Source organism: Kribbella kalugense, assembly GCF_004365875.1.
Lineage (GTDB): Bacteria > Actinomycetota > Actinomycetes > Propionibacteriales > Kribbellaceae > Kribbella > Kribbella kalugense.
The window spans coordinates 150,672-172,982 of the sequence record NZ_SODF01000003.1 but is presented as its reverse complement, the minus strand read 5'-3'; the positions used below and the strand labels follow the sequence as shown (position 1 = coordinate 172,982).

Annotated in this window: 19 protein-coding genes; 15 read left to right on the top strand and 4 right to left on the bottom strand. The window is 67.5% G+C overall.

The window, feature by feature from the left end:
* Positions 1-191 precede the first annotated feature (191 nt).
* The 13 genes from EV650_RS32125 to EV650_RS32065 all read left to right on the top strand — a co-directional run bounded on the left by EV650_RS32125 (position 192) and on the right by EV650_RS32065 (position 15,935).
* Positions 192-1,178: a Gfo/Idh/MocA family protein gene (locus tag EV650_RS32125; RefSeq protein WP_134122927.1), complete on the top strand. Its 987-nt coding sequence runs from the start codon at positions 192-194 to the stop codon at positions 1,176-1,178.
* A gap of 9 nt (positions 1,179-1,187) precedes the next feature.
* Entirely contained in the window at positions 1,188-2,072 is an 885-nt protein-coding gene (locus tag EV650_RS32120) for a sugar phosphate isomerase/epimerase family protein (protein ID WP_134122926.1), read from the top strand.
* A 34-nt stretch (positions 2,073-2,106) separates the two neighbouring features.
* The gene (gene iolC, locus EV650_RS32115) at positions 2,107-3,048 is read left to right on the top strand and encodes a 5-dehydro-2-deoxygluconokinase (protein ID WP_134122925.1); all 942 of its coding nucleotides are present in this window, start codon (positions 2,107-2,109) and stop codon (positions 3,046-3,048) included.
* A 1,079-nt stretch (positions 3,049-4,127) separates the two neighbouring features.
* Entirely contained in the window at positions 4,128-5,006 is an 879-nt protein-coding gene (locus tag EV650_RS32110; protein WP_134122924.1) for a Cgl0159 family (beta/alpha)8-fold protein, read from the top strand.
* 66 nt (positions 5,007-5,072) lie between these two features.
* Complete coding sequence (gene iolB, locus EV650_RS32105) at positions 5,073-5,987, top strand: 5-deoxy-glucuronate isomerase (RefSeq protein WP_134122923.1); 915 nt, start codon at positions 5,073-5,075, stop codon at positions 5,985-5,987.
* On the top strand, positions 5,984-7,897 hold the full coding sequence (gene iolD / locus EV650_RS32100; RefSeq protein ID WP_134122922.1) for a 3D-(3,5/4)-trihydroxycyclohexane-1,2-dione acylhydrolase (decyclizing): 1,914 nt from the start codon (positions 5,984-5,986) through the stop codon (positions 7,895-7,897). Before iolB ends, iolD begins: the two co-directional genes overlap by 4 nt.
* On the top strand, positions 7,897-8,790 hold the full coding sequence (locus EV650_RS32095; RefSeq protein ID WP_134122921.1) for a TIM barrel protein: 894 nt from the start codon (positions 7,897-7,899) through the stop codon (positions 8,788-8,790). The genes iolD and EV650_RS32095 overlap by 1 nt, the downstream gene beginning before the upstream one ends.
* An 82-nt stretch (positions 8,791-8,872) precedes the next feature.
* Positions 8,873-9,868 (top strand): sugar ABC transporter substrate-binding protein, encoded by a 996-nt coding sequence (locus EV650_RS32090; RefSeq protein WP_134122920.1) that lies wholly within the window; start codon positions 8,873-8,875, stop codon positions 9,866-9,868.
* A gap of 9 nt (positions 9,869-9,877) precedes the next feature.
* Positions 9,878-10,924 carry an ABC transporter permease gene (locus EV650_RS32085; protein ID WP_134122919.1) on the top strand — a complete coding sequence of 349 codons (1,047 nt, stop codon included), beginning with the start codon at positions 9,878-9,880 and terminating at the stop codon, positions 10,922-10,924.
* Positions 10,921-11,778, top strand: a complete 858-nt coding sequence (locus tag EV650_RS32080) for an ATP-binding cassette domain-containing protein (RefSeq protein ID WP_134122918.1) — start codon at positions 10,921-10,923, stop codon at positions 11,776-11,778. Before EV650_RS32085 ends, EV650_RS32080 begins: the two co-directional genes overlap by 4 nt.
* A complete protein-coding gene (locus tag EV650_RS32075) occupies positions 11,775-12,800 on the top strand; it encodes a Gfo/Idh/MocA family protein (protein ID WP_134122917.1) in 1,026 nt (341 codons plus the stop codon). Before EV650_RS32080 ends, EV650_RS32075 begins: the two co-directional genes overlap by 4 nt.
* 31 nt (positions 12,801-12,831) lie before the next feature.
* Positions 12,832-14,334 carry a CoA-acylating methylmalonate-semialdehyde dehydrogenase gene (locus EV650_RS32070; RefSeq protein WP_134122916.1) on the top strand — a complete coding sequence of 501 codons (1,503 nt, stop codon included), beginning with the start codon at positions 12,832-12,834 and terminating at the stop codon, positions 14,332-14,334.
* 455 nt (positions 14,335-14,789) lie between these two features.
* On the top strand, positions 14,790-15,935 hold the full coding sequence (locus EV650_RS32065; protein ID WP_134122915.1) for a phosphotransferase: 1,146 nt from the start codon (positions 14,790-14,792) through the stop codon (positions 15,933-15,935).
* A 3-nt stretch (positions 15,936-15,938) separates the two neighbouring features.
* Here EV650_RS32065 and EV650_RS32060 read toward each other — a convergent pair whose 3' ends face one another.
* The 3 genes from EV650_RS32060 to EV650_RS32050 all read right to left on the bottom strand — a co-directional run bounded on the left by EV650_RS32060 (position 15,939) and on the right by EV650_RS32050 (position 19,997).
* The gene (locus EV650_RS32060) at positions 15,939-16,940 is read right to left on the bottom strand and encodes a Gfo/Idh/MocA family protein (protein WP_134122914.1); all 1,002 of its coding nucleotides are present in this window, start codon (positions 16,938-16,940) and stop codon (positions 15,939-15,941) included.
* Between the two features lie 171 nt (positions 16,941-17,111).
* On the bottom strand, positions 17,112-18,248 hold the full coding sequence (locus EV650_RS32055; protein WP_134122913.1) for a phytanoyl-CoA dioxygenase family protein: 1,137 nt from the start codon (positions 18,246-18,248) through the stop codon (positions 17,112-17,114).
* 246 nt (positions 18,249-18,494) lie between these two features.
* Positions 18,495-19,997: an FAD-dependent oxidoreductase gene (locus EV650_RS32050; protein WP_134122912.1), complete on the bottom strand. Its 1,503-nt coding sequence runs from the start codon at positions 19,995-19,997 to the stop codon at positions 18,495-18,497.
* A 56-nt stretch (positions 19,998-20,053) separates the two neighbouring features.
* Here EV650_RS32050 and EV650_RS32045 point away from each other — a divergent pair, with 56 nt between their 5' ends.
* Positions 20,054-20,773: a helix-turn-helix domain-containing protein gene (locus EV650_RS32045; RefSeq protein ID WP_134122911.1), complete on the top strand. Its 720-nt coding sequence runs from the start codon at positions 20,054-20,056 to the stop codon at positions 20,771-20,773.
* Between the two features lie 53 nt (positions 20,774-20,826).
* Positions 20,827-21,570, top strand: a complete 744-nt coding sequence (locus tag EV650_RS32040) for a GntR family transcriptional regulator (protein WP_134122910.1) — start codon at positions 20,827-20,829, stop codon at positions 21,568-21,570.
* Here EV650_RS32040 and EV650_RS32035 read toward each other — a convergent pair.
* Entirely contained in the window at positions 21,567-22,304 is a 738-nt protein-coding gene (locus EV650_RS32035) for a hypothetical protein (RefSeq protein WP_134122909.1), read from the bottom strand. The two genes, EV650_RS32040 and EV650_RS32035, sit on opposite strands and share 4 nt — an antisense overlap.
* Positions 22,305-22,311: the final 7 nt, after the last annotated feature.

Here is a 22,311-nt window from a genome sequence, read left to right as displayed (position 1 = left end):
CACGCCGGCGCCGGAGGCCCGGCCAAAAGCACCGCATTCATGAGCGGATGCTACAACTGTGGTGTCAGTATGTCCCGACGTGAGAATGTGTTAACAAAGTATTGACACCCCCGGTACGCGCCCGGAAAGCTGACGGCAACCAGCGCGTCGCCGGGTCGTGGCGCGCCTGTACTTCGAGAGAGGCTGCGCGGATGCGGATCGGGTTGGTCGGGGTCGGGCGGATCGGGGCGTTCCACGCCGCGACGCTCAAGAATTTGCCGGCGGTGGATCAGGTGGTCGTCGCCGACGCGGACCCCGCCCGGGCCGAGGCGGTCGCGAAGGAGCTGGGCCTCGAGTTCGCGCCGGACGTCGAGCGGTTGCTCGGCAGCGGCGTGGACGGGTTCGTGATCGCGGCGGCGACGTCGGCGCATGCGGAGCTGATTGCGGCGGGCGTCGCGGCCGGCGTACCAACGTTCTGCGAGAAGCCGGTGGCGCTGGACCTGGCGGAGACCTCGCAGGTGGTCGCGTTGGTCGAGGCGTCTTCCGTCCCGGTACACATCGGTTTCCAGCGGCGGTTCGACGTCGGCTACCAGGCTGCGCGGGCGGCGGTGGAGTCGGGTGAGCTGGGGTTCGTCCACCACATCCGGTCCAACACGAACGATGCCTTCCCGCCACACCGTGAGTACATCCCGCAGAGCGGCGGATTCTTCCGGGACTGCACCGTGCACGACTTCGACATCATCCGGTACGTGACCGGTCGCGAGGTCGTCAGCGTCTACGCAACCGGGGCGAACCGGGGCGAGGCGTTCTTCGGTGAGTACGGCGACGTGGACTCGGCGGCGGCTCTGCTCACGCTGGATGACAGCACGTTCGTCGCGGTGAGCGGGACGCGGTACAACGGCGCGGGTCACGACGTACGGATGGAACTGCACGGCAGCCTCGGCTCGATCGCCGTCGGGCTCGACTCCCACACCGCGCTTAGATCCGCCGAACCGGGCGTCAGTTTCCCGGACGGGAAGCCGCATATGACGTTCATGGATCGCTTCCAGCCGGCGTACGTCGCCGAGCTGACCGCCTTCACCGAGGTCGTCGCCGGGCGTCGCGAAGTGCCGTGCACGGTCCGGGATGCGCTGGCCGCGTTCCGGATCGCCGACGCCTGCGAACTGTCCCGGCACGAGAACCGCATCGTCACGCTCTGAGGGGATTTGATGACTGAGTTTTCTGGCCGGATCGCCGGTGCGCCGATCTCGTGGGGTGTGTCCGAGGTTCCGGGCTGGGGATGGCAGTACGACGTCGAGACCGTCCTCGCCGAGATGCGTGCGGTCGGACTGGCCGCGACCGAGTTCGGGCCGGACGGGTTCCTCCCGGACGATCCTTCAGACAAGGCGAAAACCCTTGCAGACGTGGGTCTTCGGGCGGTCGGCGGATTCGTACCGGTCGTCCTGCACGATCCGTCGTACGACCCTTCGCCTGAGGTTGCTGCCGCACTCGAAGGGTTTGTGGCCGCCGGCGCCGGCACGCTGGTCCTCGCTGCCGCGACCGGTCGGGATGGGTACGACGACCGGCCGGTGCTGGACTCGTCTGGTTGGGCCACGTTGCTCGCCAACCTCGACAAGCTGTCTGCGCTGGCGGCCGATCGTGGAGTCCTGGCGACGATTCACCCGCATGTCGGCACGATGGTCGAGAATGCGGGCGATGTCGACCGCGTCCTGAGCGGTTCGTCGATCGGCTTGGCGCTGGACACCGGCCATCTGTTGATCGGCGGGGTCGATCCGGTTGCGCTCGCCGTGAATCACACGGACCGCATCCGCCACACCCATTTGAAGGACGTGGACGCCTCATGGGCGGCTCGAGTCCAGTCCGGTGAGGTCACCTACACGGACGCCGTACGGCAAGGTATGTATCGCCCGCTGGGCGACGGGGACATCGACATCACGACGATCATCGGCACGCTGGAGAGCTCCGGCTACACCGGCTGGTACGTCCTCGAACAGGACACCATCCTCCAGTCCCGGCCCACCGACGAGGGGCCGGTGGCCGACGTACGTGCCAGCATCGCGCACCTGCAGTCGATCGTGACGGCCGTGCGATGACGTTTGCTCCGACCCGCGCGGATGGGATGGTCTGATGGTGGACGACGTACTGACGATCGGGCGGATCGGGGTCGACCTGTACCCGCTTCAGCTCGGAACGCATCTGGAGGATGTCACCTCGTTCGGGAAGTTCCTCGGTGGGAGCGCGACGAACGTGGCGGTGGCGGCAGCGCGGCACGGGCGGAAGACGGCGGTGATCAGCCGGACGGGGAACGATCCGTTCGGCACGTTCATCCACCGCACGCTGCTCGAACTCGGCGTCGACGACCGGTTCGTGACGCCGGTCGACGGACTGCCGACGCCGATCACGTTCTGCGAGATCTTCCCGCCGGACAACTTCCCGCTGTACTTCTACCGCTTCCCGAAGGCGCCCGACCTGGTCATCAACCCGTCGGAACTCGACCTCGACGCGATCCGGGACGCGCGGATCTACTGGTCCACGGTGACCGGTCTCTCCGCCGAGCCGTCCCGCTCGGCGCACTTCGCCGCCTGGGAAACCCGGGGCCGGAAGCCGATCACGGTACTGGACCTGGACTACCGCCCGATGTTCTGGGCGGACCCGAGCGAGGCGCACGAGCAGGTGTCGCGGGCCCTGGAGTACTGCACGGTTGCCGTCGGCAACCGTGAGGAGTGCGAGGTCGCCGTCGGCGAGACCGATCCCGACAAGGCGGCGCAGGCGCTTCTGGATCGCGGGTTGGAGTTGGCGGTCGTGAAGCAAGGCCCGCGCGGCACGCTCGCTCGCACTCGGGACGAGCGTGTCGAGGTACCGCCGTTCCCGGTCGAGGTGGTCAACGGCTTAGGCGCCGGCGACGGTTTCGGCGGGGCTTTGTGTCACGGACTGTTGTCCGGTTGGCCACTCGAGAAGATCATCCGCTTCGCCAACACGGCCGGGGCGATCGTCGCCTCCCGCCTCGAATGCTCCACCGCCATGCCCACGACCGAAGAAGTCTTCTCCCAACTGGGAGGCGAAGCATGACCACCCGAGACCAAGACCCATACTCCGAAGACGCCCGCCCCATCCCCATCCAACGCCCCCCACGCCACCCCGCCTCCCCCGAAGAAGACCCCACAACCCACACCCCATCCCAGGACACCACCGTCATAACCCCAGCCCCCAACGACGCCACGATCCTGACGCCCGGTCCCAACGACCCAACGGTCATAGCCAACCGCGCAACCCCGCCACGTTCGCCCGCCCCAGCACCCGGCCAGCACCCGGCCTCGGCGTCGAGCCAGCGTCCCGGCCCTGCGCTGGATCAGCACGCGCGCCCGAACACCCCGGCGTCGGGCCAGTACCCCGCTCCGTCGTCAGGCCAGCGCGCTGGTGCGAGTGCCCAGCCGCCCGCCCATCACGCTGCTCCAACGGGCCCCGACGATCCCACGGTCTTCGCACACCAGAACCCCGTCCCGAACGCAGCCACGTATCCAGCACAGGGCCCGAACGACGCGCGTGCCACGGCCTACGCCGCTCCCGACGACCCGACGGTCGCGGCGTACGCGGCTCCGGATGATCGGGGCTCGCGCCGTTCGGATGATCCGGACGTGGGTGGTGGGTACTCGGGGGTGAACGATCCGACGGTTGCCGTACGTCGTCCGGGTGTACCCGGGCCTGAGGACGCGACTGTTGTGATGGGTGATTCGCAGGAGTCGGTTGCCGACTCGGTTCCCGCCGGTCCTGATGGGCAGACGACGGTGATCGCAGGCCTCGAACTCCCCGTCGAGCAAACCGGCAGGCCTGCAGTTCCTGCGGACCACGAAGCAAGCGCGCCGGTACCTGCGGAGCAGCGCGCAAGCGGCCCGGTCTCTGCGGAGCAGCAAGCAGGTGCGGCGGTTCCCAGGGAGCACCAGGCAGGTACGCCGGTGCCTGGGGAGCAGCAGGTCAGTGGCTCGGTGCCGGCGGGGCAGGAAAAGAGTGCAGCGGCGAGCCCGTCAGATCAGGGGCGCGTTCCGGTGCTGGATGGAGGCTCTGGGGCGGGCGGATCTGTTGAGGGGTCGGCTGGGGCTGTGGGGGCCGCCGCTCAGCGGGTTAGTCGGTGGGGGGAGTTTGGGGGGCGGTTGGCGGAGTTGACTGAGGTTCGGGTTCGGCATCCGGAGCGGGTGGCTGAGGGGTGGTTGCGGCGGCGGACTCGGGCTTTGGTGGGGAATGACGGGCGGCTTTTGATTGTGGCTGCTGATCATCCGGCTCGGGGGGCGCTCGGAGTGCGCGGGGATCGGATGGCCATGGGTAGTCGGGCCGATCTGATTGCTCGGTTGATGATCGCGTTGCAGCGGCCCGGTGTGGACGGGGTGCTCGCTACCCCGGACGTGCTGGAGGACCTGCTGCTGCTGGGAGCGCTGGAGGGCAAGGTCGTCATCGGCTCCATGAACCGGGGCGGTCTGCAGGGTGCGGCGTTCGAACTCGATGATCGGTTTACGGCCTACCGGACCGCAGACGAGCTCGCGGTGCGGCGGCTCGACGGCGGGAAGATCCTGACCCGGATCGATCTCGGAGACGCGGGAACCGTGGCCACGTTGGAGAGCAGCGCTGCGGCAGTGACCGGGCTTGCCGAGCACAAGCTGATGGCGATGGTGGAGCCGTTCTGGTCGACGCGCGGCGAGGACGGGCGGGTCACCAACCTGCTCGACCCCGACTCGGTGATCAAGTCCATCCAGATCGCCTCCGGTCTCGGCGCGACGAGTGCCTACACGTGGCTCAAGCTGCCGGTGGTGGACGAGCTCGATCGGGTGATGGAGGCAACAACTCTCCCGACGCTCCTGCTCGGCGGTGATCCGACGGTCGCGCCGGAAGCGACGTACGCCTCGTGGGGTAAGGCGCTCGACCTGCCCTCGGTCCGCGGACTCGTGGTCGGGCGGGCGCTGTTGTTCCCGCCGGACGGGGACGTAGGGGCAGCGGTCGACCACGCCGCCTATCTCGTCCACGGCGGCGCGGAATGACCGGCCGGTTGGGTTCGGCGGGTGTGCAGGTGGTTGAGCATCGGGTTCTAGTGGAGCGAGGTCGGGATGAGTGAGTGGGTTCGGCCGGCGGGGACTGCGGCGCGCGACGGGTTCGAGTTCGTGGTACGGCCGGGAGACCCGGGCTGGCATCACAGCGGCCTGATGGTGCGGACCTTGCGTCCAGGCCAGTCCGTCGAGATCGACACCGGCGATTGCGAGTACATCGTCCTTCCGTTGAGTGGTTCGGCCGAGGTGATCATCGACGGTGAGTCGGTCCCGCTCGGTGGGCGGGCCGATGTCTTCGCAGGCGCGACGGACCTCGCCTACGTACCCCGCAACACGACCTTCGCGGTGGTCAGCGCCGGTGGGGCACGGATCGCCTTCCCCAATGCGAAGGCGGTCACCGACCACCCGTTCCGGCGGATCGGGGTCGAGGAGGTGGAGACCGAGCTGCGCGGCGCCGGCGTCGCCTCTCGCCAGGTCCGCAACTTCGGTACGCCGGGAGTCCTCGACGCCGACTCGATCATCGCCTGCGAGGTGATCACGCCGGCCGGCAACTGGTCGTCGTACCCGCCGCACAAGCACGACGAGCACCGGCCGGGTAAGGAGAGCGAGCTCGAGGAGATCTACTACTTCGAGCTGCAGCTGTCCGACGACGTACCGGAAGGTGTCAAGGGCAACGATCCGATCGGCTACCAGCGGGTCTACGGCACCGAAGAGCGTCCGATCGACGTGCTGGCCGAGGTCCGCAGTGGCGATGTGGTGCTGGTCCCGCACGGGTGGCACGGTCCGGCGATGGCGCCGCCCGGCTACGACATGTACTACCTCAACGTGATGGCCGGTCCCGGCACCGAACGCCAGTGGCTGATCACCGACGACCCACAGCATGCCTGGGTCCGTGAGTTGTGGAACTCCCAACATATCGATCCTCGCCTGCCTTTCGGGGAAGCTGCTGAGTCTTTCGGAGGAGATGAGTCATGACGGTGCGTCTCACGGTCGCCCAGGCCCTGGTGCGATTCCTGAGCGTCCAGTACTCGGAGCGGGACGGGGTCCGGCAGCGGTTGATCGCCGGTTGTCTCGGCATCTTCGGGCACGGCAACGTGGCCGGCGTCGGTCAGGCGTTGCTGCAGTCCGAGCTCGAGGATCCCAAGGCGCTGCCGTACATCCTGTCCCGCAACGAGCAGGCCATGGTGCACACCGCGTCCGCCTTCGCGCGCACCCGTGACCGGCTCCAGACCTACGCCTGCACGGCAAGCGTCGGCCCAGGCTCGACCAACATGGTCACGGGCGCCGCCCTCGCGACGATCAATCGCCTACCGGTACTGATCCTCCCTTCGGATGTGTTCGCGACCCGGGTGTCGACCCCCGTGCTGCAGGAGCTGGAGAGCTTCGGCGCTGGCGACGTCTCGGTCAACGACGCCTTCCGACCGGTGTCGAAGTACTTCGATCGCGTCTGGCGGCCGGAACAGTTGCCCTCGGCACTCATGAACGCCATGCGAGTGCTGACGGATCCGGTCGAGACCGGCGCGGTGACGCTGGCCCTGCCCCAGGACGTCCAGGCAGAGGCCTACGACTGGCCGGACGAGCTCTTCGCAGAGCGCACCTGGTACGTCGCGCGACCCTTGCCCGAGGCATCAATTGTCGACAAGGCGGCAGCTCTCCTACGGTCCGCGCAGCGACCGTTGATCGTCGCCGGCGGGGGCGTGCACTACTCCGGCGCCGAGGAGGCGCTGCGTGAGTTTGCCGAGCGCACTGGCATCCCGGTGTCGGAAACCCAAGCAGGTAAGGGATCGCTCCGCTATGACCACCCGCAGTCGGTTGGCGCAGTCGGCTCGACCGGGACCACGGCAGCCAACGCCCTGGCCCGCGAAGCCGACCTGGTGATCGGGATCGGCACCCGCTACAGCGACTTCACAACGGCCTCGCGGACCGCCTTCCAGAACCCGCGGGTCCGGTTCCTCAACATCAACGTGGCGCGCTTCGACGGTGGTAAACATGCCGGCCTTCCTCTCGTTGCCGATGCGCGGGAAGCCCTTGTTTCGTTGGCATCCGCGCTCGGTGACTGGTCCGTGGACGCCAAGTACACAGCCCGAGCCACGGAACTCGCAAGGAACTGGAACGGAACTGTGGACGCAGTTTTCCGGCCCTCCGCCGAGGTGACCGCGAAACTCGCCGAAGGCCTGCTGACGCAGGGCGAGGTGATCGGTGCCGTCAACGAATTGTCGGCGGCGTCTGATGTGGTTGTTTGTGCGGCCGGCTCGATGCCGGGTGAGCTCCACAAACTGTGGCGCACGCGCGATCCGAAGGGATACCACGTCGAATATGGCTTCTCCTGCATGGGATACGAGATCGCCGGCGGCCTCGGCGTCCGCCTCGGCGCACCGGACCGCGACGTGTTCGTCATGGTCGGCGACGGGTCGTACCTGATGATGTCCAGCGAACTTGCCACCGCGGTCCAGGAGAACCTCAAGATCATCGTGGTTCTCGTGCAGAACCACGGCTTCGCGTCGATCGGCGCACTCTCGGAGTCGCTCGGCTCCCAACGGTTCGGCACGGCGTACCGCAAGCGCACGGGCGACGGACGGCTCGACGGCGACTACCTGCCCGTCGATCTGGCCGCGAACGTTCGCAGCTTCGGCCTCGAGGTGATCGACGTGCACAGCCGCGCCGAGCTGGAGAAGGCGATCGGCACCGCGAAGGCGGCGACCGGGCCGATCGCGATCCACGTCACCACCGACCCGTTGATCGGTGGGCCTGACAGCGATTCCTGGTGGGACGTCCCGGTCAGCGAGGTGTCCGAGCTGCAATCGACCCAGTCCGCAGCAGCGACGTACGAGGAGAACAAGAAGGCTCAGCGTCCGTATCTGACTCCCTCCGAGGGAGACAGCTGATGGGCAAGATCAACATCGGTACGGCGCCGGACTCCTGGGGAGTCTGGTACGCCGATGATCCGCAGCAGACCCCGTGGACCCGGTTCCTCGACGAGGTCGCCGCGGCCGGATACACCCGGATCGAGCTCGGACCGTACGGCTACCTGCCGACCGATCCGGTCAGGTTGAAGGACGAGCTGGACCAGCGCGGTCTCACGATGACCGCCGGTACGACGTTCGAGCAGTTGCACCGCCCGGACGGTTGGGAGTCGACCTGGCGTGACGTCGCCCGGACGGCCGAGCTGACAGCGGCCATGGGTGCCAAACACCTCGTCGTCATGCCGTCGATGTGGCGCGGTGACAACGGCGAGCTCGTCGAGGAGCGATTGGACCACGAGGGTCAGGCGCGGCACGGGCAGGCGGTGACCGAGCTCGGGCGCCGGCTGGCGGAGGAGTTCGGGCTGCAGACGCAGTACCACCCGCATGCGGATGGACATGTCGACACGCAGGACACCGTCGAGCGCTTCCTCGAGGAGACCGACGGCGCACACGTGAACCTGTGCTTGGACACGGGTCACATCAGCTACTGCGGTGGCGACAACCTCGAGCTCATCCAGAAGTACCCGGACCGGATCGGCTACGTTCACCTCAAGCAAGTGGATCCGAAGGTCCTGGCGGAGGTCGAGGCCGAGGGCCTGAGCGTCGACGAGGCGGTCCGGCGGGGCGTGATGTGCGAGCCGCCCAACGGCATACCTGAGCTTCCGCCGGTCCTGGACGCGTTGGCTGCGCTCGACCTGGACGTGTTCGGGATCGTCGAGCAGGACATGTACCCGTGCCGGCCCGACGTACCGCTGCCGATCGCGGAGCGGACGCTGGCATATCTGACGGCCGCTGGGGGTGGCGCATCGAGATGAAGGCCAGTGGAGTGTGAAACTCTCTGGTCCCACGCAAGTCCGCGGAGTCGCCGCGGTATGTCCGAAAGGCTGGTTGGAAGTCATGGTTCGGTGGCAGAAGAAGGCGGTAGCCGCGGTGGCCGCGGTCGCGCTCGCCGCGGCACTGGCGGCCTGCAGTTCGTCCGGGGGCAAGCAGACGGAGCAGAGCTCCTCCGGCAGCGGCGGCAACGTCGCCGACACCCCACGTATGAAGGTGGCGCTGATCACCCACTCGGGTCCCGGCGACACGTTCTGGGACATCGTCCGGCGCGGAGCCGAGGCGGCGGCGAAGAAGGACAACATCGAGCTGCAGTACTCCGCCGACCCGGACGGTGCGGCCCAGGCGAACCTGGTGCAGACCGCGATCGACTCCAAGGTCGACGGCATCGCCGTCACGCTGAACAAGCCCGACGCGGTGATCCCGAACGTCAAGAAGGCGGTCGCGGCCGGCATTCCGGTGACCGTCCTGAACGGCGGTCTCGACCAGTGGAAGTCCACCGGCGCGATCGGGTACTTCGGCCAGGACGAGCGGATCGCCGGCCAGGCGACCGGTGAGAAGCTCAAGCAGCTCGGCGCCAAGAAGGTCATCTGCGTCATCCACGAGCAGGGCAACGTCAGCCTCGAGGCCCGCTGCCAGGGCATCAAGGACAAGCTGCCGAGCACCGAGAACGTGAACGTCAACGGGACCGACCAGCCGGGGACGCAGGCGACGCTGACCTCCAAGCTGCAGCAGGACAAGACTGCCGACTATGTCGTCGCGCTGAACGCGGGTATCGCGCTGACCGCGGTGCAGGCGGCGAAGGACGCCGGTTCGTCGGCGAAGATCGGCAGCTTCGACATGAGCAAGGAGATGGCCAAGGCGGTCCAGGACGGCACCGTGCAGTTCGCCGTGGACCAGCAGCCGTACCTGCAGGGCTACCTCGCGGTCGACGCAATCTGGCTCTACAAGAACAACGGCGACACCATCGGTGGTGGCGAGGCGACGCTGACCGGGCCGGCGTTCATCGACAAGTCCAACATCGCGGCGGTGCTGAAGTACGCCGAAGCCGGGACGCGCTGAGGTAGCGCCATGGCATCGACCATCACCTCACCGGCCTCGGCGGACGACCGCGTCTCCAGCCGATCCATCGGCGCCCGGCTGCTCAGCCGGCCGGAGATCGGATCGCTCGTCGGCGCGGCCGTGATCCTGGTGTTCTTCCTGATCGCCGCGCCGCCGTTCCGCGATATCAACAACACCGGCACGATCCTCTACCAGGCCGCGCTGATCGGTGTGATGGCGGTGCCCGTCTCGCTGCTGATGATCGGTGGCGAGTTCGACCTGTCGGCCGGCGTCGCGGTGACGACGTCCGGTCTGACCGCCGGCATCTTCGCCTACCAGCTCAGCCTGAACGTCTGGGTCGGACTGATCGTCGCCCTGGCGCTCTCGCTGGCCATCGGCGCGTTCAACGGCTGGCTGTTGATGCGGACCGGACTGCCCAGCTTCCTGGTGACCCTGGGCACCTTCTTCATCCTGCAAGGCCTCAACATCGCGGTCACCCGGCTGACCTCCGGCGCGGTCGCGTCGAACTCGATCAGCGACATGGACGGGTTCAGCTCGGCGAAGGCTGTGTTCGCGTCGGAGTTCAAGCTGGGTGGCGTGACGATCAAGATCATCGTCGTCTGGTGGATCGTGTTCGTCGCGATCGCCGCCTGGGTGCTGCTGCGGACGCAGATCGGCAACTGGATCTTCGCGGTCGGCGGTGACGCGGCAGCCGCGCGGGCGGTCGGCGTACCGGTGAAGAAGGTGAAGATCGGGCTGTTCATGGCGGTCGGGTTCTTCGCCTGGTTCGCCGGTATGCAGCTGCTGTTCGTGCAGAACGGCGTGGTGCAGTCCGGCGAAGGTGTCGGCAAGGAGTTCCTCTTCATCATCGCGGCCGTCGTCGGCGGCTGCCTGCTCACCGGCGGCTACGGGTCCGTCGTCGGCGGGGCGGTCGGTGCGCTGATCTTCGGCATGGTCCAGCTCGGTGTGGTGTACGCCGGCTGGAACGCGGACTGGTTCAAGACGTTCCTGGGTGTGATGTTGCTGCTGGCAACCATCGTCAACCTGGTCGTCCGGCGGCAGGCGGAGGCACGATGACCACCACGAAGTCGTTCGCCGACGAGGCGTCGGCCAGCCCGAACACGCCGATCGTGATGCTGGAGGAGATCGGCAAGAGCTACGGCAGCATCCATGCGATCCGCGGGGTGTCGCTGTCGGTCCGGCAGGGCGAGATCACCTGCGTGCTCGGCGACAACGGCGCGGGCAAGTCGACGCTGATCAAGATCATCGCCGGCCTGCACGACTACACCTCGGGCCGGATGTCGGTGAACGGCGAGGAGCGGCACTTCTCCTCGCCGCGCGAGTCGCTGGACAGCGGGATCGCGACCGTCTACCAGGACCTCGCGCTCGCGCCGCTGATGTCGGTCTGGCGGAACTTCTTCCTCGGCAACGAGCTGACGAAGGGACCGTTCCGGCAGCTGGACTCGGCGACGATGAAGCGGATCGCGCAGGAGGAACTGGCGAAGATGGGGATCTCGATCCCGAATCTCGAGCAGCCGGTCGGGAAGCTGTCGGGCGGTCAGCGCCAGTGCGTGGCGATCGCGCGGGCGATCCACTTCGGGGCGAAGGTGCTGATCCTCGACGAGCCGACCGCGGCGCTCGGGGTGAACCAGTCCGGCGTGGTGCTGAAGTACGTCGTAAAGGCCCGGGACGCCGGTATCGGGGTCATCTTTATCACCCACAACCCGCACCACGCGTACCTGGTCGGGAATCATTTCGTCGTACTGAAGCTCGGTCGGGTAGCGCTCGACACGCACCGGTCGGAGATCACGTTGGAGCAGTTGACCACGGAGATGGCCGGCGGATCCGAGCTGGAGGCACTCAGTCACGAGCTCCGCGATATCGACGCCGAGGTGGTCGTGGACACTGCAGTTGAGGAGGACAGGACATGACCGAGCTGCGGGTCGGGGTCGTCGGCGTCGGGGTGATGGGCGCCGACCATGCCGACCGGGTGGTGCGCAAGACCGCGGGAGCGCGCTTGGTCGCGGTCTCCGACGCCGATCAGCCGCGCGCCGAGGAGCTCGCCAAGAGGCTCTCGGCGGGTCCGACGCAGAGTGTCCGGGTCGTTGAGGATTCGCTGGATCTGATCGCAGCTGATGACATCGACGCGGTGATTCTCGCCTCGCCCGGATTCGCGCATGCCGAGCAGTTGTTTGCGTGCATCGATCATGGCAAGCCGGTGCTGTGCGAGAAGCCGCTGACGATGGACGCCGAGTCTGCGCTGCGAGTGGTGGAGGCCGAGCACAAGCTCGGACGGCAGCTGATCCAGGTCGGATTCATGCGCCGCTTCGATCCGGAGTACGCCGCTTTGAAGGAGCTGCTCGACTCCGGTGAGCTCGGGCGGACGTTGCTGCTGCACAACGTGCATCGGAACAAGTCGGTCCCGCCGACGTTCCGGAGCGAGATGATCGTCCGGGACTCGATGGTGCACGAGGTCGACATCGCTCGGTGGTTGTTCGGTGAGGAGATCACCCGGATCACCGTGCACACGCCGACATCGAGCAGCCTGGTGCGCGACGGCGTACGCGATCCGCAGCTCGCGGTGTTCGAGCTGGCCAACGGGGCGATGGCCGACGTGGAGGTGTTCGTGAACTTCCAGGTCGGGTACGAGGTCAGGTGTGAGGCTGTCGCCGAGCGAGGCAGTGCGACGATCGGGCTCGGGTCCGGTGTGTTCACCCGCGCCGGTGGACAGTGGGGCGGCGCGATGCCGGCCGACTTCCGGGTCCGGTTCGAGCAGGCGTACGACATTGAGGTGCAGCGCTGGGTCGACGCGACAGCACGCGGCGAGATCGACGGGCCGAGCGCCTGGGACGGCTACGCGGCGGCGGCCGTCTGCGAGGCAGGCATCGAGTCGCTGACCACAGGCAGGCCCGTGGACGTCGCCCTGGCCGACCGCGGCAAGGTCCTTGGATGAGAACGATTCACCCCGGCAGTGAGGAAACATCGTGAGTACTGAGAGCAAGCGGATCACCCACCTCGTCGGTGGCGGCTACTGGACCGGCGTCGCCGAGCGGACCAGCGAGGTCTACAACCCCGCGACCGGTCAGGTCAGCGGTGAGCTGGATCTGGCCTCGGCGGCGACCGTCGACGAGGTCGTCAAGGTCGCTCACGAGACGTCGAAGACCTGGGGGCAGACGTCGCTGACCAAGCGTGCCCAGGTCCTGTTCGCGTACCGCGAGCTGGTGAACCGGGACAAGGAGCGGATCGCGGCGATCATCACCGCGGAGCACGGCAAGGTGCTGTCGGACGCGCTCGGTGAGGTGACCCGCGGCCTCGAGGTGATCGAGTTCGCCTGCGGGATCCCGCACCTGATGAAGGGCGGGTACAGCGAGGGCGTCTCGACCAAGGTCGACGTGTACTCGATCCGTCAGCCGCTCGGGGTCTGCGCGGTGATCTCGCCGTTCAACTTCCCGGCCATGGTGCCGATGTGGTTCGTCCCGATCGCGGTTGCCTGTGGCAACAGTGTGGTGATCAAGCCGTCCGAGAAGGATCCGTCGGCGGCGAACGCGATGGCCGAGCTGTGGAAGGAGGCCGGCCTGCCGGACGGTGTGGTGAACGTCGTCCACGGCGACAAGGAGGCGGTCGACCGGTTGCTCGAGCACCCGGACATCAAGTCGGTGTCGTTCGTCGGATCGACGCCGATCGCCAAGTACGTCTACGAGAACGGCACGAAGAACGGCAAGCGGGTGCAGGCGCTCGGCGGCGCGAAGAACCATATGATCGTGCTGCCCGACGCGGACCTCGACCTGGCCGCCGATGCTGCCGTGAACGCCGGGTTCGGGTCGGCGGGTGAGCGGTGCATGGCGATCTCGGCGCTGGTCGCGGTCGAGCCGATCGCGGACGAGCTGATCAGCAAGATCAAGGACCGGATGGCGAAGCTGAAGACCGGCGACGGGACGCGCGGCTGCGACATGGGTCCGCTGGTCACCGGCCAGCACCGCGACAAGGTCGCCGGGTACGTCGCCGCGGGTGTCGAGGAAGGCGCCGAGCTCGTCGTCGACGGGCGCGAGGGCGACTTCGACGGTGCGGCCGACGGGTTCTGGCTCGGTCCGACGCTGTTCGACAAGGTCGCTCCGGAGATGTCGATCTACACCGACGAGATCTTCGGCCCGGTGCTCTCGGTGCTGCGCACACCGTCGTACGACGCTGCCCTCGCCATAGTCAACGCCAACCCGTACGGGAACGGCACAGCGATCTTCACGAACGACGGTGGCGCCGCGAGGCGGTTCCAGAACGAGGTGGAGGTCGGCATGGTCGGGATCAACGTCCCGATCCCGGTGCCGATGGCGTACTACTCGTTCGGCGGCTGGAAGAACTCGCTGTTCGGTGACACCCATGCGCACGGCACCGAGGGCGTGCACTTCTTCACCCGCGGCAAGGTCGTCACCTCACGCTGGCTCGATCCGTCCCACGGCGGCATCAATCTGGGCTTCCCGACGCACGACTGAAAGCGCGCGCTTGGGTGTAGCGTCGAAGGCAACCCCCGGGGCATGAGGAGTACCGCGGCGTACGAAGGCCGCTGGCCTGTCCGCGATCCTCGAAGCTCCGGAGTTTGTCATGTCGAAGAACAAAGGTGGACGTGAAGTCCGCAAACCCAAGCAACCCAAACAGCCGAAAGCCAATCCGAGCGACAGCGCGATCATTCCGCCCACGAAACAAGCGCGGAAGTAGCAGAGAGTTCGGCTAGTCGGCCCCGCGAAACTCCTCGGTCCCGAATCCTCCGGGGCCGAGGGGCCGGTGCTGCCCGTTGACCCCCACCGCGGGGTTGGGTACCGTCACGAGTGCGTGTGAGGGCGCGTCGAGACTCGCCGGAAGGCTGGAAGCCACCTCAAATCCTTGAGCCGAGTGCGGTTGGTGACGCTCTCTTGAGACCCGTGCGAGTCCGGGTACGAGAGGACGCGTTGTGAAACTGCTGCCGGATCGCCCGAGCATCGACTACCTGCGCAAGGAAGCCAAGGATCTCCTGGCGGTACTGCGCGAATCCAAGCCGGACACCTCGCTGGCGGACGCCCAGCGGGCGCTGGCCGAGCAGTACGGCATCCGCGACTGGCCCGCGCTGAAGGCCGAAGTCGAACGCCGGGTCTCCACGACGCCCGCCGCACCCGACGGGCTGGCCCAAGCACTGGCGGAAGCCTTCGGTCTGGGCACGGTGATCGCCCCGCCCAAACCTGTTTCGTTCACGGCCATGGGGCGCTGCTGGGATGTCACCACCGACCGCGGTCGCTGGCTGGCGATCACCGTGTACGACTGGATCACGAACGAGCAGGCCGAGCTCGGTGCGCGACTGCGGGACGCTGCTGTGGCGACCGGGGTGGCCGCGCCGGTCGCCGTACGGAGTCCGCGGGGACAGCTGGTCGAGGGCGTGCAGGGTGAGAACTGGCGCGTCCACGAATGGCTCGAGGTGGGTCCGTCGCCGGCGCTGCCTGTCTCCGCGGCGGTGGCCCGGCGGGCGGGTGCGGCGTACGGGAAGCTGCATGCGCTGGCGATCCCCAGTGAGGCGCCGATGAATCCGTACATCGTCTGGCGGCGGCCCGAGTCCGAGTGGGACAAGCTGCTCGAACGGTCCCGGGTCGCGGGCAAGCCGTGGGCCGATCGGCTGGAGGCGGTTCTGCCGCTGTGGCTCGATCTGCAGACGATCGAGACCGAGGTCGACCCGGGCGAGCTGATCCTCTGCAACAGCAATCTGATCCCGACGCATGTCCGGCTGGGGCGTGACGACGAGCTGATCGTGATGGAGTGGGACTTCACCGGCTCGATGACGCCCGCGCTCGAACTGGGGTCGGCGCTGACGCAGTGGGTGATGCGGCCGACGGTCAACCCGAAGGCGCTGGCGGCCTTCCGTGAGGGGTACGGCGATTGGCCGGCCCTGGAGCTGTCGTCGTTCAGTGTGGCGATCACCGCCTGGCTCAACTGGGCGTACAACGCGATCTGCGAGGCGATCGATCCGCAGGACTCCGACCACGCAGCCTTCGCCGAGCGGGAAGCAGTCGGCGTTCTGGACCGGCCGATGACCCGCAGTGGCCTCGAGCAACTACTCCTGAGCTGGTAGCGCTCAGACGGCTGTCACCGGGCGTGGAGCCATGCCGGCGGCCAGATAACAGGCGTCGATCAGCTCCATCGTGGCCAGGGCGTCGTCGGCGTCGGTGATCACCGGGGCGCCGTTGCGCACCGCCCCGGTGAAGGCCTCCAGCTGATACGTGTACGACGTCCTGGTGCCGAGGTGCTCGACCCAGGTGTCCTCCTTGGTCGTCACGATCACCCGGTCGTCGTTCTGCGGAAGCACGTAGAACGGTGCGAAGGCCTCGCCACGGCTGCCGACGACCTTGAGGCTGAACTCGACGTTGTCGGCGGCCATGCTGGTCCGCACCGTGCCGGTCGCGCCCTTCGGGAACTCCAGGTCGGCGTTCAGCCACTCGTCCACGCCGGGCAGCCGCTTGCGCTCGCCGGCCCGGGCGCTGATCAGCTTCGGCGCACCGCCGGCGTACGGCGCGAACATTCGCTGCGCGTGCAGCGCGTAACAGCCGACGTCCATCACGGCCCCGCCGGCGAGCGGCAGCGACCAGCGCGGGTCGTTCTCCGGCGGCGGAGGCATGACCATCGTCGCCTCGACGTGCTGGAGGTCGCCCAGCTCACCCTTGGCGATCAGCTCCTGCAGCCGGCGCATCACCGGGTGGTAGGCGTAGTGGAACGCCTCCATGAACACCAGTCCGGACGAGCTGACGGCGTCGCGCACCTGCGTGGCCTCGGTGGCGTTGCTGGCCGACGGCTTCTCGGTCAGCACGTGCTTGCCCGCTGCAATCGCCCGCAGGTTCCACGGCCCGTGCAGGCCGTTGGCCAGCGGGTTGTAGATCGCTTCGATCTCCGGATCGTCCAGCAGGTCCTGGTACGTCGCATGGACCCGTTCGACCCCGTGCTCGGCGGCGAAGGCCTCGGCCCGGTCGGCGTCGCGCGCGGCGACCGCGACCAGCCTGGCACCGGTCAGCTTGGCCGGCTCGACGATGGCCCGGCCGGCGATCCGGGCGGCACCGAGGATGCCGATCCGCAGCGGTTCCATGCCTTCTCCTTCGATTGTCGGCCGAACGGGCGGCGCACGGCGGTTCGTCCAAGGGGCGTGTTCCGCCGGTAAGGGTAGCCCTTCGTCCGGACTGCGAACGCGCCATCCTGCCTGACGATCACCGCCATCCGACACCACCTGCCCGTGATCCGGACGTGGTTCACCGAACGTTCACGCGTTTCTATCGTGCGTCTGACGCCGGCCGGCGTGGTCGTCGAGTGCTTGCCGCAACTTGTCCGGGTGCCAACGCTCCGTGACGGCAGAGCGCAGTACGTCGGCCTGGGACTGCGGCGCGAGCCCGCCGATCGGCTGGTCGCGATCGAGGTTGGTCGGAAACGCGTAGCCCTCGGCCGTCGCCGCGATGACGTTCTCCGCCGCCAACGGATCGGTCAAGGCGAGCAACTCGGGATAGACCGCCTCGATCATCCGCGCCCGGTCGATGCTCTCCATCGCCCGGCCGAAGGCGGAAGAGATCTGCAGCAGGTTCGCCATCCGCTTGATGTCCGCCGAACGGTTGCTCCCGGCAGCGTGGAACAGCGCCGGGTTGAAGAAGACCGCGTCGCCCTTCTCCAGCGGCAGTTGCACGTGGTTGTCGACGAAATGCGCCTGGAACTCGGGCCGCCGGTACGCCAGGTATCCCAGGCCGTACTTCTGCGAGTGCGGCAGATACAGCGTCGGTCCCGACTCCACCGGCATGTCACAGTGCGCGACCGCGCCCTGCAAGGTCAGCACGGACGACAGCCGATGCACATGCTCCGGGTACTGCGCTGCCACCTCGTCCGACTGGAATCCCAGGTGGTAGTCGCGGTGCACCGTCTGCCCCTCGCCTCCCGGGTTCACCACGTTCACCTGCGAGGTGATCTGGTACGCCGGACCGAGCCAGGCAGCCGACACCGACGCGAGCAGGTCGTTCGCGTAGTACGCCGTGAATACCTCAGGCGCACTGACCGCCAGCTTCTCGAGCGCGTTCCAGACCCGGTCGTTCGCGCCCGGCTTCGCGAAGTGGTCGCCGGCCACGACGCCGGACCGGCGCTGCTCGTCGATCAGCAGGTTGAACTCGGCCGTCGTGGAGTCGACCACGTCGTTGCTAAAGGCACCTTTCAGGACGACGATCCCCGGGCCGTTAGCGAACGCCCGGACGATCTCGGTCTGGACCGCCCGCGGCTCCGCGGTCCGGATCCGGGCGGCGTCGTACACCGGGACCTGCTGTTCGACGGTCGCGGCGTGCGGGTAGTCGGCGGGATCGGTCTGGTCCTTGAGCACGGTCAGCAAGTCGTCGAGTCGGGCGTCGGCGGGGTTCAACCACATGGGATGGCTCCTCTCGATCGATGGTTCTAGATTGGTGGCTCGGTGAAGGGTTCGGAATCCCCTGAATCCACCAAAAACCCGTCATTCCCGGGAGGCACCGATGGCCCGCGAGCATCGGGTCCGCGACATCGCGGTCTAGGCCGGACTGAGTGAGACGACGGTCGACCAGGTGCTGAACGGCCGGGCCGGGGTGATCGGCCGGGCCTGTGCGCCCTGCCATGAGCAACCTGCAGCCGATCACCCCGTTCAATCTGCCCAGCTGAGTACCTGTCCGCGTTCGAGGAGCCGAGCCTGCAGTTTCTCGACATTTACGTCCTGTACGTCGGTCTGTCCTCGGAGCGCCTGTACGGCGGCCACAGCGGCGGACTCGGCCAGTACGCAGAACACGGGCTCCATCCGGGTGGCGGCGTACCCGATGTGGGTGGCGGAGAGGCACACCGGGACCAGGAGGTTCCCGCAGTCGTTCTGCTGCGGCGTGATCGCTCGGTAGGGGACCGGGTAGGGCTGACCGGTGCCGAGGTGGCCGCCGATGAACATGTCACCCTCAGTGGCGACACCCAGCTGACCCGAGTCATTCCGACAGGCGATTCGGCGTACTGGATAGATGTCCACGCCGAACAGGGCGAGGCCGATGCTGTCAGTCACGACAGCCTGGTTCGCTACGTCGGCCTGGGTGATGGTGTAGTCGCCGACGAGCCGCCTGGCCGCGCGGACGTACAGCTGTGGCGGCCAGCCACCCGTCTCAGGGAAAGCGCTGGCGTCCAAGCCGTACGCCGCTGTCTCCGCCCGGAACGCCTCAGGTACGTCGGGGTCGGTGGAGAGGAAGTAGTGCAGTCCACGGAGGTAATCGAGATGCTGGCGCCAGATGCGCGAGCGACAGTCCCAGCTGCCCTCCTGGTACTCGCGGCTGAGTCCGAGCGGAGCGTTGGTGACCAGCGAATCACGCTGGTAGTTGTACTCGCCAGAATTGAGCCAGCCCGGAAAGATGTCGTGTAGGTCTGAAGCGTGCGACAGGTAGCGCCGTACCAGCTCGTAGTCGGCAGGGGAGTAGTCGGCGGGCGGTGTGAGTTCCGCACGGTGCGCAGGGTCTGTTGTCACGTAGAAGCGGTAGTTGTAGGCCTGCGTGTAGTCGTCGGCCGCACCGACGGGCAGACCGTGATCCTCCTCGACGAGTGGCAGCAGTCTGCCCGTGCTGTCGTACGGGTCGATCGGCGCCCAATTGGTCACCGGGCGGACACCGGCGAGGTCCTCTCCGAACGCCTCCTGGGACTCGCGTCCGGTGCGGTACGGGACGCCGGCCAGCGCCATCAGGTCGCCCTCATACGACGCGTCGATGAAGACAGACGCCTCCACGAAGCGGTCGGCCACGGACTCCGACGCCGGCAACGGCACACCCCACTCGTCCGGCTGCGAGGTCTCCAGCTGGATCGCCGTGATGCGGTTGCCAGATCGGGTCACCGAACGCACGCGCCGTTCGAGGACGACCTCGATCCCCGCGGCGGCAATCCAGCCGCGGAAGGCCTGCAAGACGTCGTACGGGTTGTCGCCGAAGGTGAAGATGGCATCCCGGGTCAGGCCGCCGGCAGCGGTCCGGATCGGGGCGTCCTGCGCGGGCTTGATGCCCGCGCTCAGCATGCCGCCGAGCCAGCGGCCGGGTTCGATCAGGACGACCGAAGCACCCTCTTGGTGTGCGGTGATCGCGGCGACGCAACCAGCCGCCGTACCGCCGTAGACACAGACATCGATCATGGCATGCACTCTGGAACAGAGAGCTCGCCAAGAAAATAGCGGTTCTGAGCAGCTGCATGTACTTTCTTGCCATGATCGGCCTGACCGGTTACCTCCTGGCGCCCCGCCGGCCCCAGTTCAGCCTGAGCTTCGACAGCTACGACGACTGGTGTCTGCTGCTGCCGGTCACAGGTTCGTTCGACTTCGAGGTCGGGGACGCGCGTGGCGTGGCGAGGTTCGGCGACATCGTCGTCTGCCCGCCCGGCGGCACGCTCCGACGCCGGATGCGGACGTCGACCGCGTTCTTCCACGCCCGCTTCACCACCGAGCTCGAACCGCCGACCGGCTGCACCCGGGTACGTGACGTCGACCGTCTCCGCGGCAACCTCGCCATGCTCGACAGCTCTACTGCTGCACATGTCGTCGCCGACCTCGTCCTGATGCTGCTACGCGACCGCACCGAGGCCCCAGTGGACCAGGTGGTTCGCAGCGCGACGTCGTACCTGCTGGAGAACTACGCCGAGCCGGATCTCTCGCTTGCAGGGGTGGCGGCCCTGGTGGGGATCAGCCCCTCACAGCTGTCCCGGCGGTTCCGGGCTGCGCACGGCGTCACTCCGGTCGCCTACCTGCGAACCCTGCGGCTGCAGAAGGCGCGTGACCTGCTCAGCAGTACCGATGCCACGGTGCAAGCGATTGCCGAGCAGACCGGCTACCGCAGCGCCTTCTACCTCAGTCGGGTGTTCACTTCACAGACAGGCAGTTCGCCGTCGCAGTACCGCAGGACCAGTCAGGTCTGATCAAATCCGGGTGGTGGGTCGACGGAAGCTGGTCCAGCGTTCAGGATGTGCCCATGAGTACCGTCCAGGTCCAGGTCGATCGGAACAGCCGTACGCCGTTGCACGTGCAGTTGGCGCAGCAGCTCGAAGCGGCCATCCAGGGCGGTGAACTGCCGGTCGGGTCGCGGCTCAGCAACGAGGTCGACCTGGCCGAGGCGTACGGGCTCAGCCGGCCAACGGTGCGGCAAGCGATCGCCCGCCTGGTCGACCAGGGCCTGCTGGTCCGCAAACGCGGCGTCGGCACCCAGGTGGTCGGGAACTCCGGCCAGGTACGCCGTTCCCTCGAGCTGACCAGCCTGTACGACGACCTGACCGCAGCGCACCGTAAGCCGGAAACCGAGGTGCTGCGCTTCGGGATCTCGCCCGCGACCGCTGAAGTCGCCACAGCCTTGCAGTGCGAGCAGGGCGACCGGGTGCTCAGGCTGGAGCGACTCAGACGGGCAGACGGCGAGCCACTCGCCCTGCTGCGGAACTGGCTCCCGCCCGACCTCCTGGAGACCGACCCGGCCACACTGGCCGAGCGTGGTCTCTACCAGCTGCTCCGGGCCGAGGGCGTTCGGCTGAAGGTGGCGCACCAGACGATCTCCGCCATCCCCGCCACAGCCGAGCAGGCCCGGCTCCTGTCGGAGGAGCCCGGTTCACCGCTTCTCGCGACCACCCGCATCACGTACGACGACCATGGTCAGCCGGTCGAGTACGGCTCCCACCTGTACCGAGCCAGCCGCTACTCCTTCGAGCACACGCTGGTTCACCGCTAAGAGGCCCGCGGTGGGTACGCCCACTGCTTGCTGTAGGCGATCTGCGTCAGCTGCGCGACCGTCAACAGCGGACGTGGTCTGCTGTGCTCGACACCTTTGTCCTTCGGCGCGTTGTAGCTGGTCAGGCTGATCTGGGTGCCGTCCGGATGGAAGAGCTCGACTGCGGTCTGCCTGAGCCCACCGGGGTTCGGCTGGTCGGTGTAGAGCGGTTTGTTGTCGCGGACGACGTACACGGACCGGTTGGGCTGGACTGTGCAGGAGCCTGGCGGGAACGGGTTGCAGTCGGTGATCGGGTCGCCGGTCGAGACGCTCAGGGTGAGCAGTGAGGATCCCTTGCCGTCGTCGAGCCGGATCGTGGCGTCGTTCATGTTCGATCCGTTGCCGCCGGACGAGGTCGGCTCCGTCGCACGCAGGCCGGAAGGCAGCAGCTGGGCGAGCGTGGCCAACGACTCCGCGGGAGTCACGGGATGTTTCTTCGCTGGTCGCGAGGTCGGTGGGCCGGCGGGAGCGACAGTCGGCGCGGCGCCATGCTGGAGGAACTGTGTGCTGCCGACGATGATGCAGACGGTGGCTAGTACTGCGGCTGCGCCGGACAGACTGGCCAGGGCGGTCCGGCGACGGCGCAATACCTTGCCGCGACTGATGCCCCGGGCAACCAGCTCGGGGGTGGCCGGCTCGAGGTCCTCGGTGGCCCGCCGCATCAGGTCGGGGAGGCTGTCGTGAAGGTCGGTCATTTGCGTT

Coding starts and splice junctions, on each gene's coding strand:
- iolC (WP_134122925.1), top strand. CDS start 2,107: ATGGTGGACGACGTACTGACGATCGGGCGGATCGGGGTCGACCTGTAC.
- EV650_RS32085 (WP_134122919.1), top strand. CDS start 9,878: ATGGCATCGACCATCACCTCACCGGCCTCGGCGGACGACCGCGTCTCC.
- EV650_RS32075 (WP_134122917.1), top strand. CDS start 11,775: ATGACCGAGCTGCGGGTCGGGGTCGTCGGCGTCGGGGTGATGGGCGCC.
- EV650_RS32080 (WP_134122918.1), top strand. CDS start 10,921: ATGACCACCACGAAGTCGTTCGCCGACGAGGCGTCGGCCAGCCCGAAC.
- EV650_RS32050 (WP_134122912.1), bottom strand. CDS start 19,997: ATGATCGATGTCTGTGTCTACGGCGGTACGGCGGCTGGTTGCGTCGCC.
- EV650_RS32060 (WP_134122914.1), bottom strand. CDS start 16,940: ATGGAACCGCTGCGGATCGGCATCCTCGGTGCCGCCCGGATCGCCGGC.
- EV650_RS32095 (WP_134122921.1), top strand. CDS start 7,897: ATGGGCAAGATCAACATCGGTACGGCGCCGGACTCCTGGGGAGTCTGG.
- iolD (WP_134122922.1), top strand. CDS start 5,984: ATGACGGTGCGTCTCACGGTCGCCCAGGCCCTGGTGCGATTCCTGAGC.
- iolB (WP_134122923.1), top strand. CDS start 5,073: ATGAGTGAGTGGGTTCGGCCGGCGGGGACTGCGGCGCGCGACGGGTTC.
- EV650_RS32125 (WP_134122927.1), top strand. CDS start 192: ATGCGGATCGGGTTGGTCGGGGTCGGGCGGATCGGGGCGTTCCACGCC.
- EV650_RS32035 (WP_134122909.1), bottom strand. CDS start 22,304: ATGACCGACCTTCACGACAGCCTCCCCGACCTGATGCGGCGGGCCACC.
- EV650_RS32045 (WP_134122911.1), top strand. CDS start 20,054: ATGTACTTTCTTGCCATGATCGGCCTGACCGGTTACCTCCTGGCGCCC.
- EV650_RS32120 (WP_134122926.1), top strand. CDS start 1,188: ATGACTGAGTTTTCTGGCCGGATCGCCGGTGCGCCGATCTCGTGGGGT.
- EV650_RS32090 (WP_134122920.1), top strand. CDS start 8,873: ATGGTTCGGTGGCAGAAGAAGGCGGTAGCCGCGGTGGCCGCGGTCGCG.
- EV650_RS32040 (WP_134122910.1), top strand. CDS start 20,827: ATGAGTACCGTCCAGGTCCAGGTCGATCGGAACAGCCGTACGCCGTTG.
- EV650_RS32055 (WP_134122913.1), bottom strand. CDS start 18,248: ATGTGGTTGAACCCCGCCGACGCCCGACTCGACGACTTGCTGACCGTG.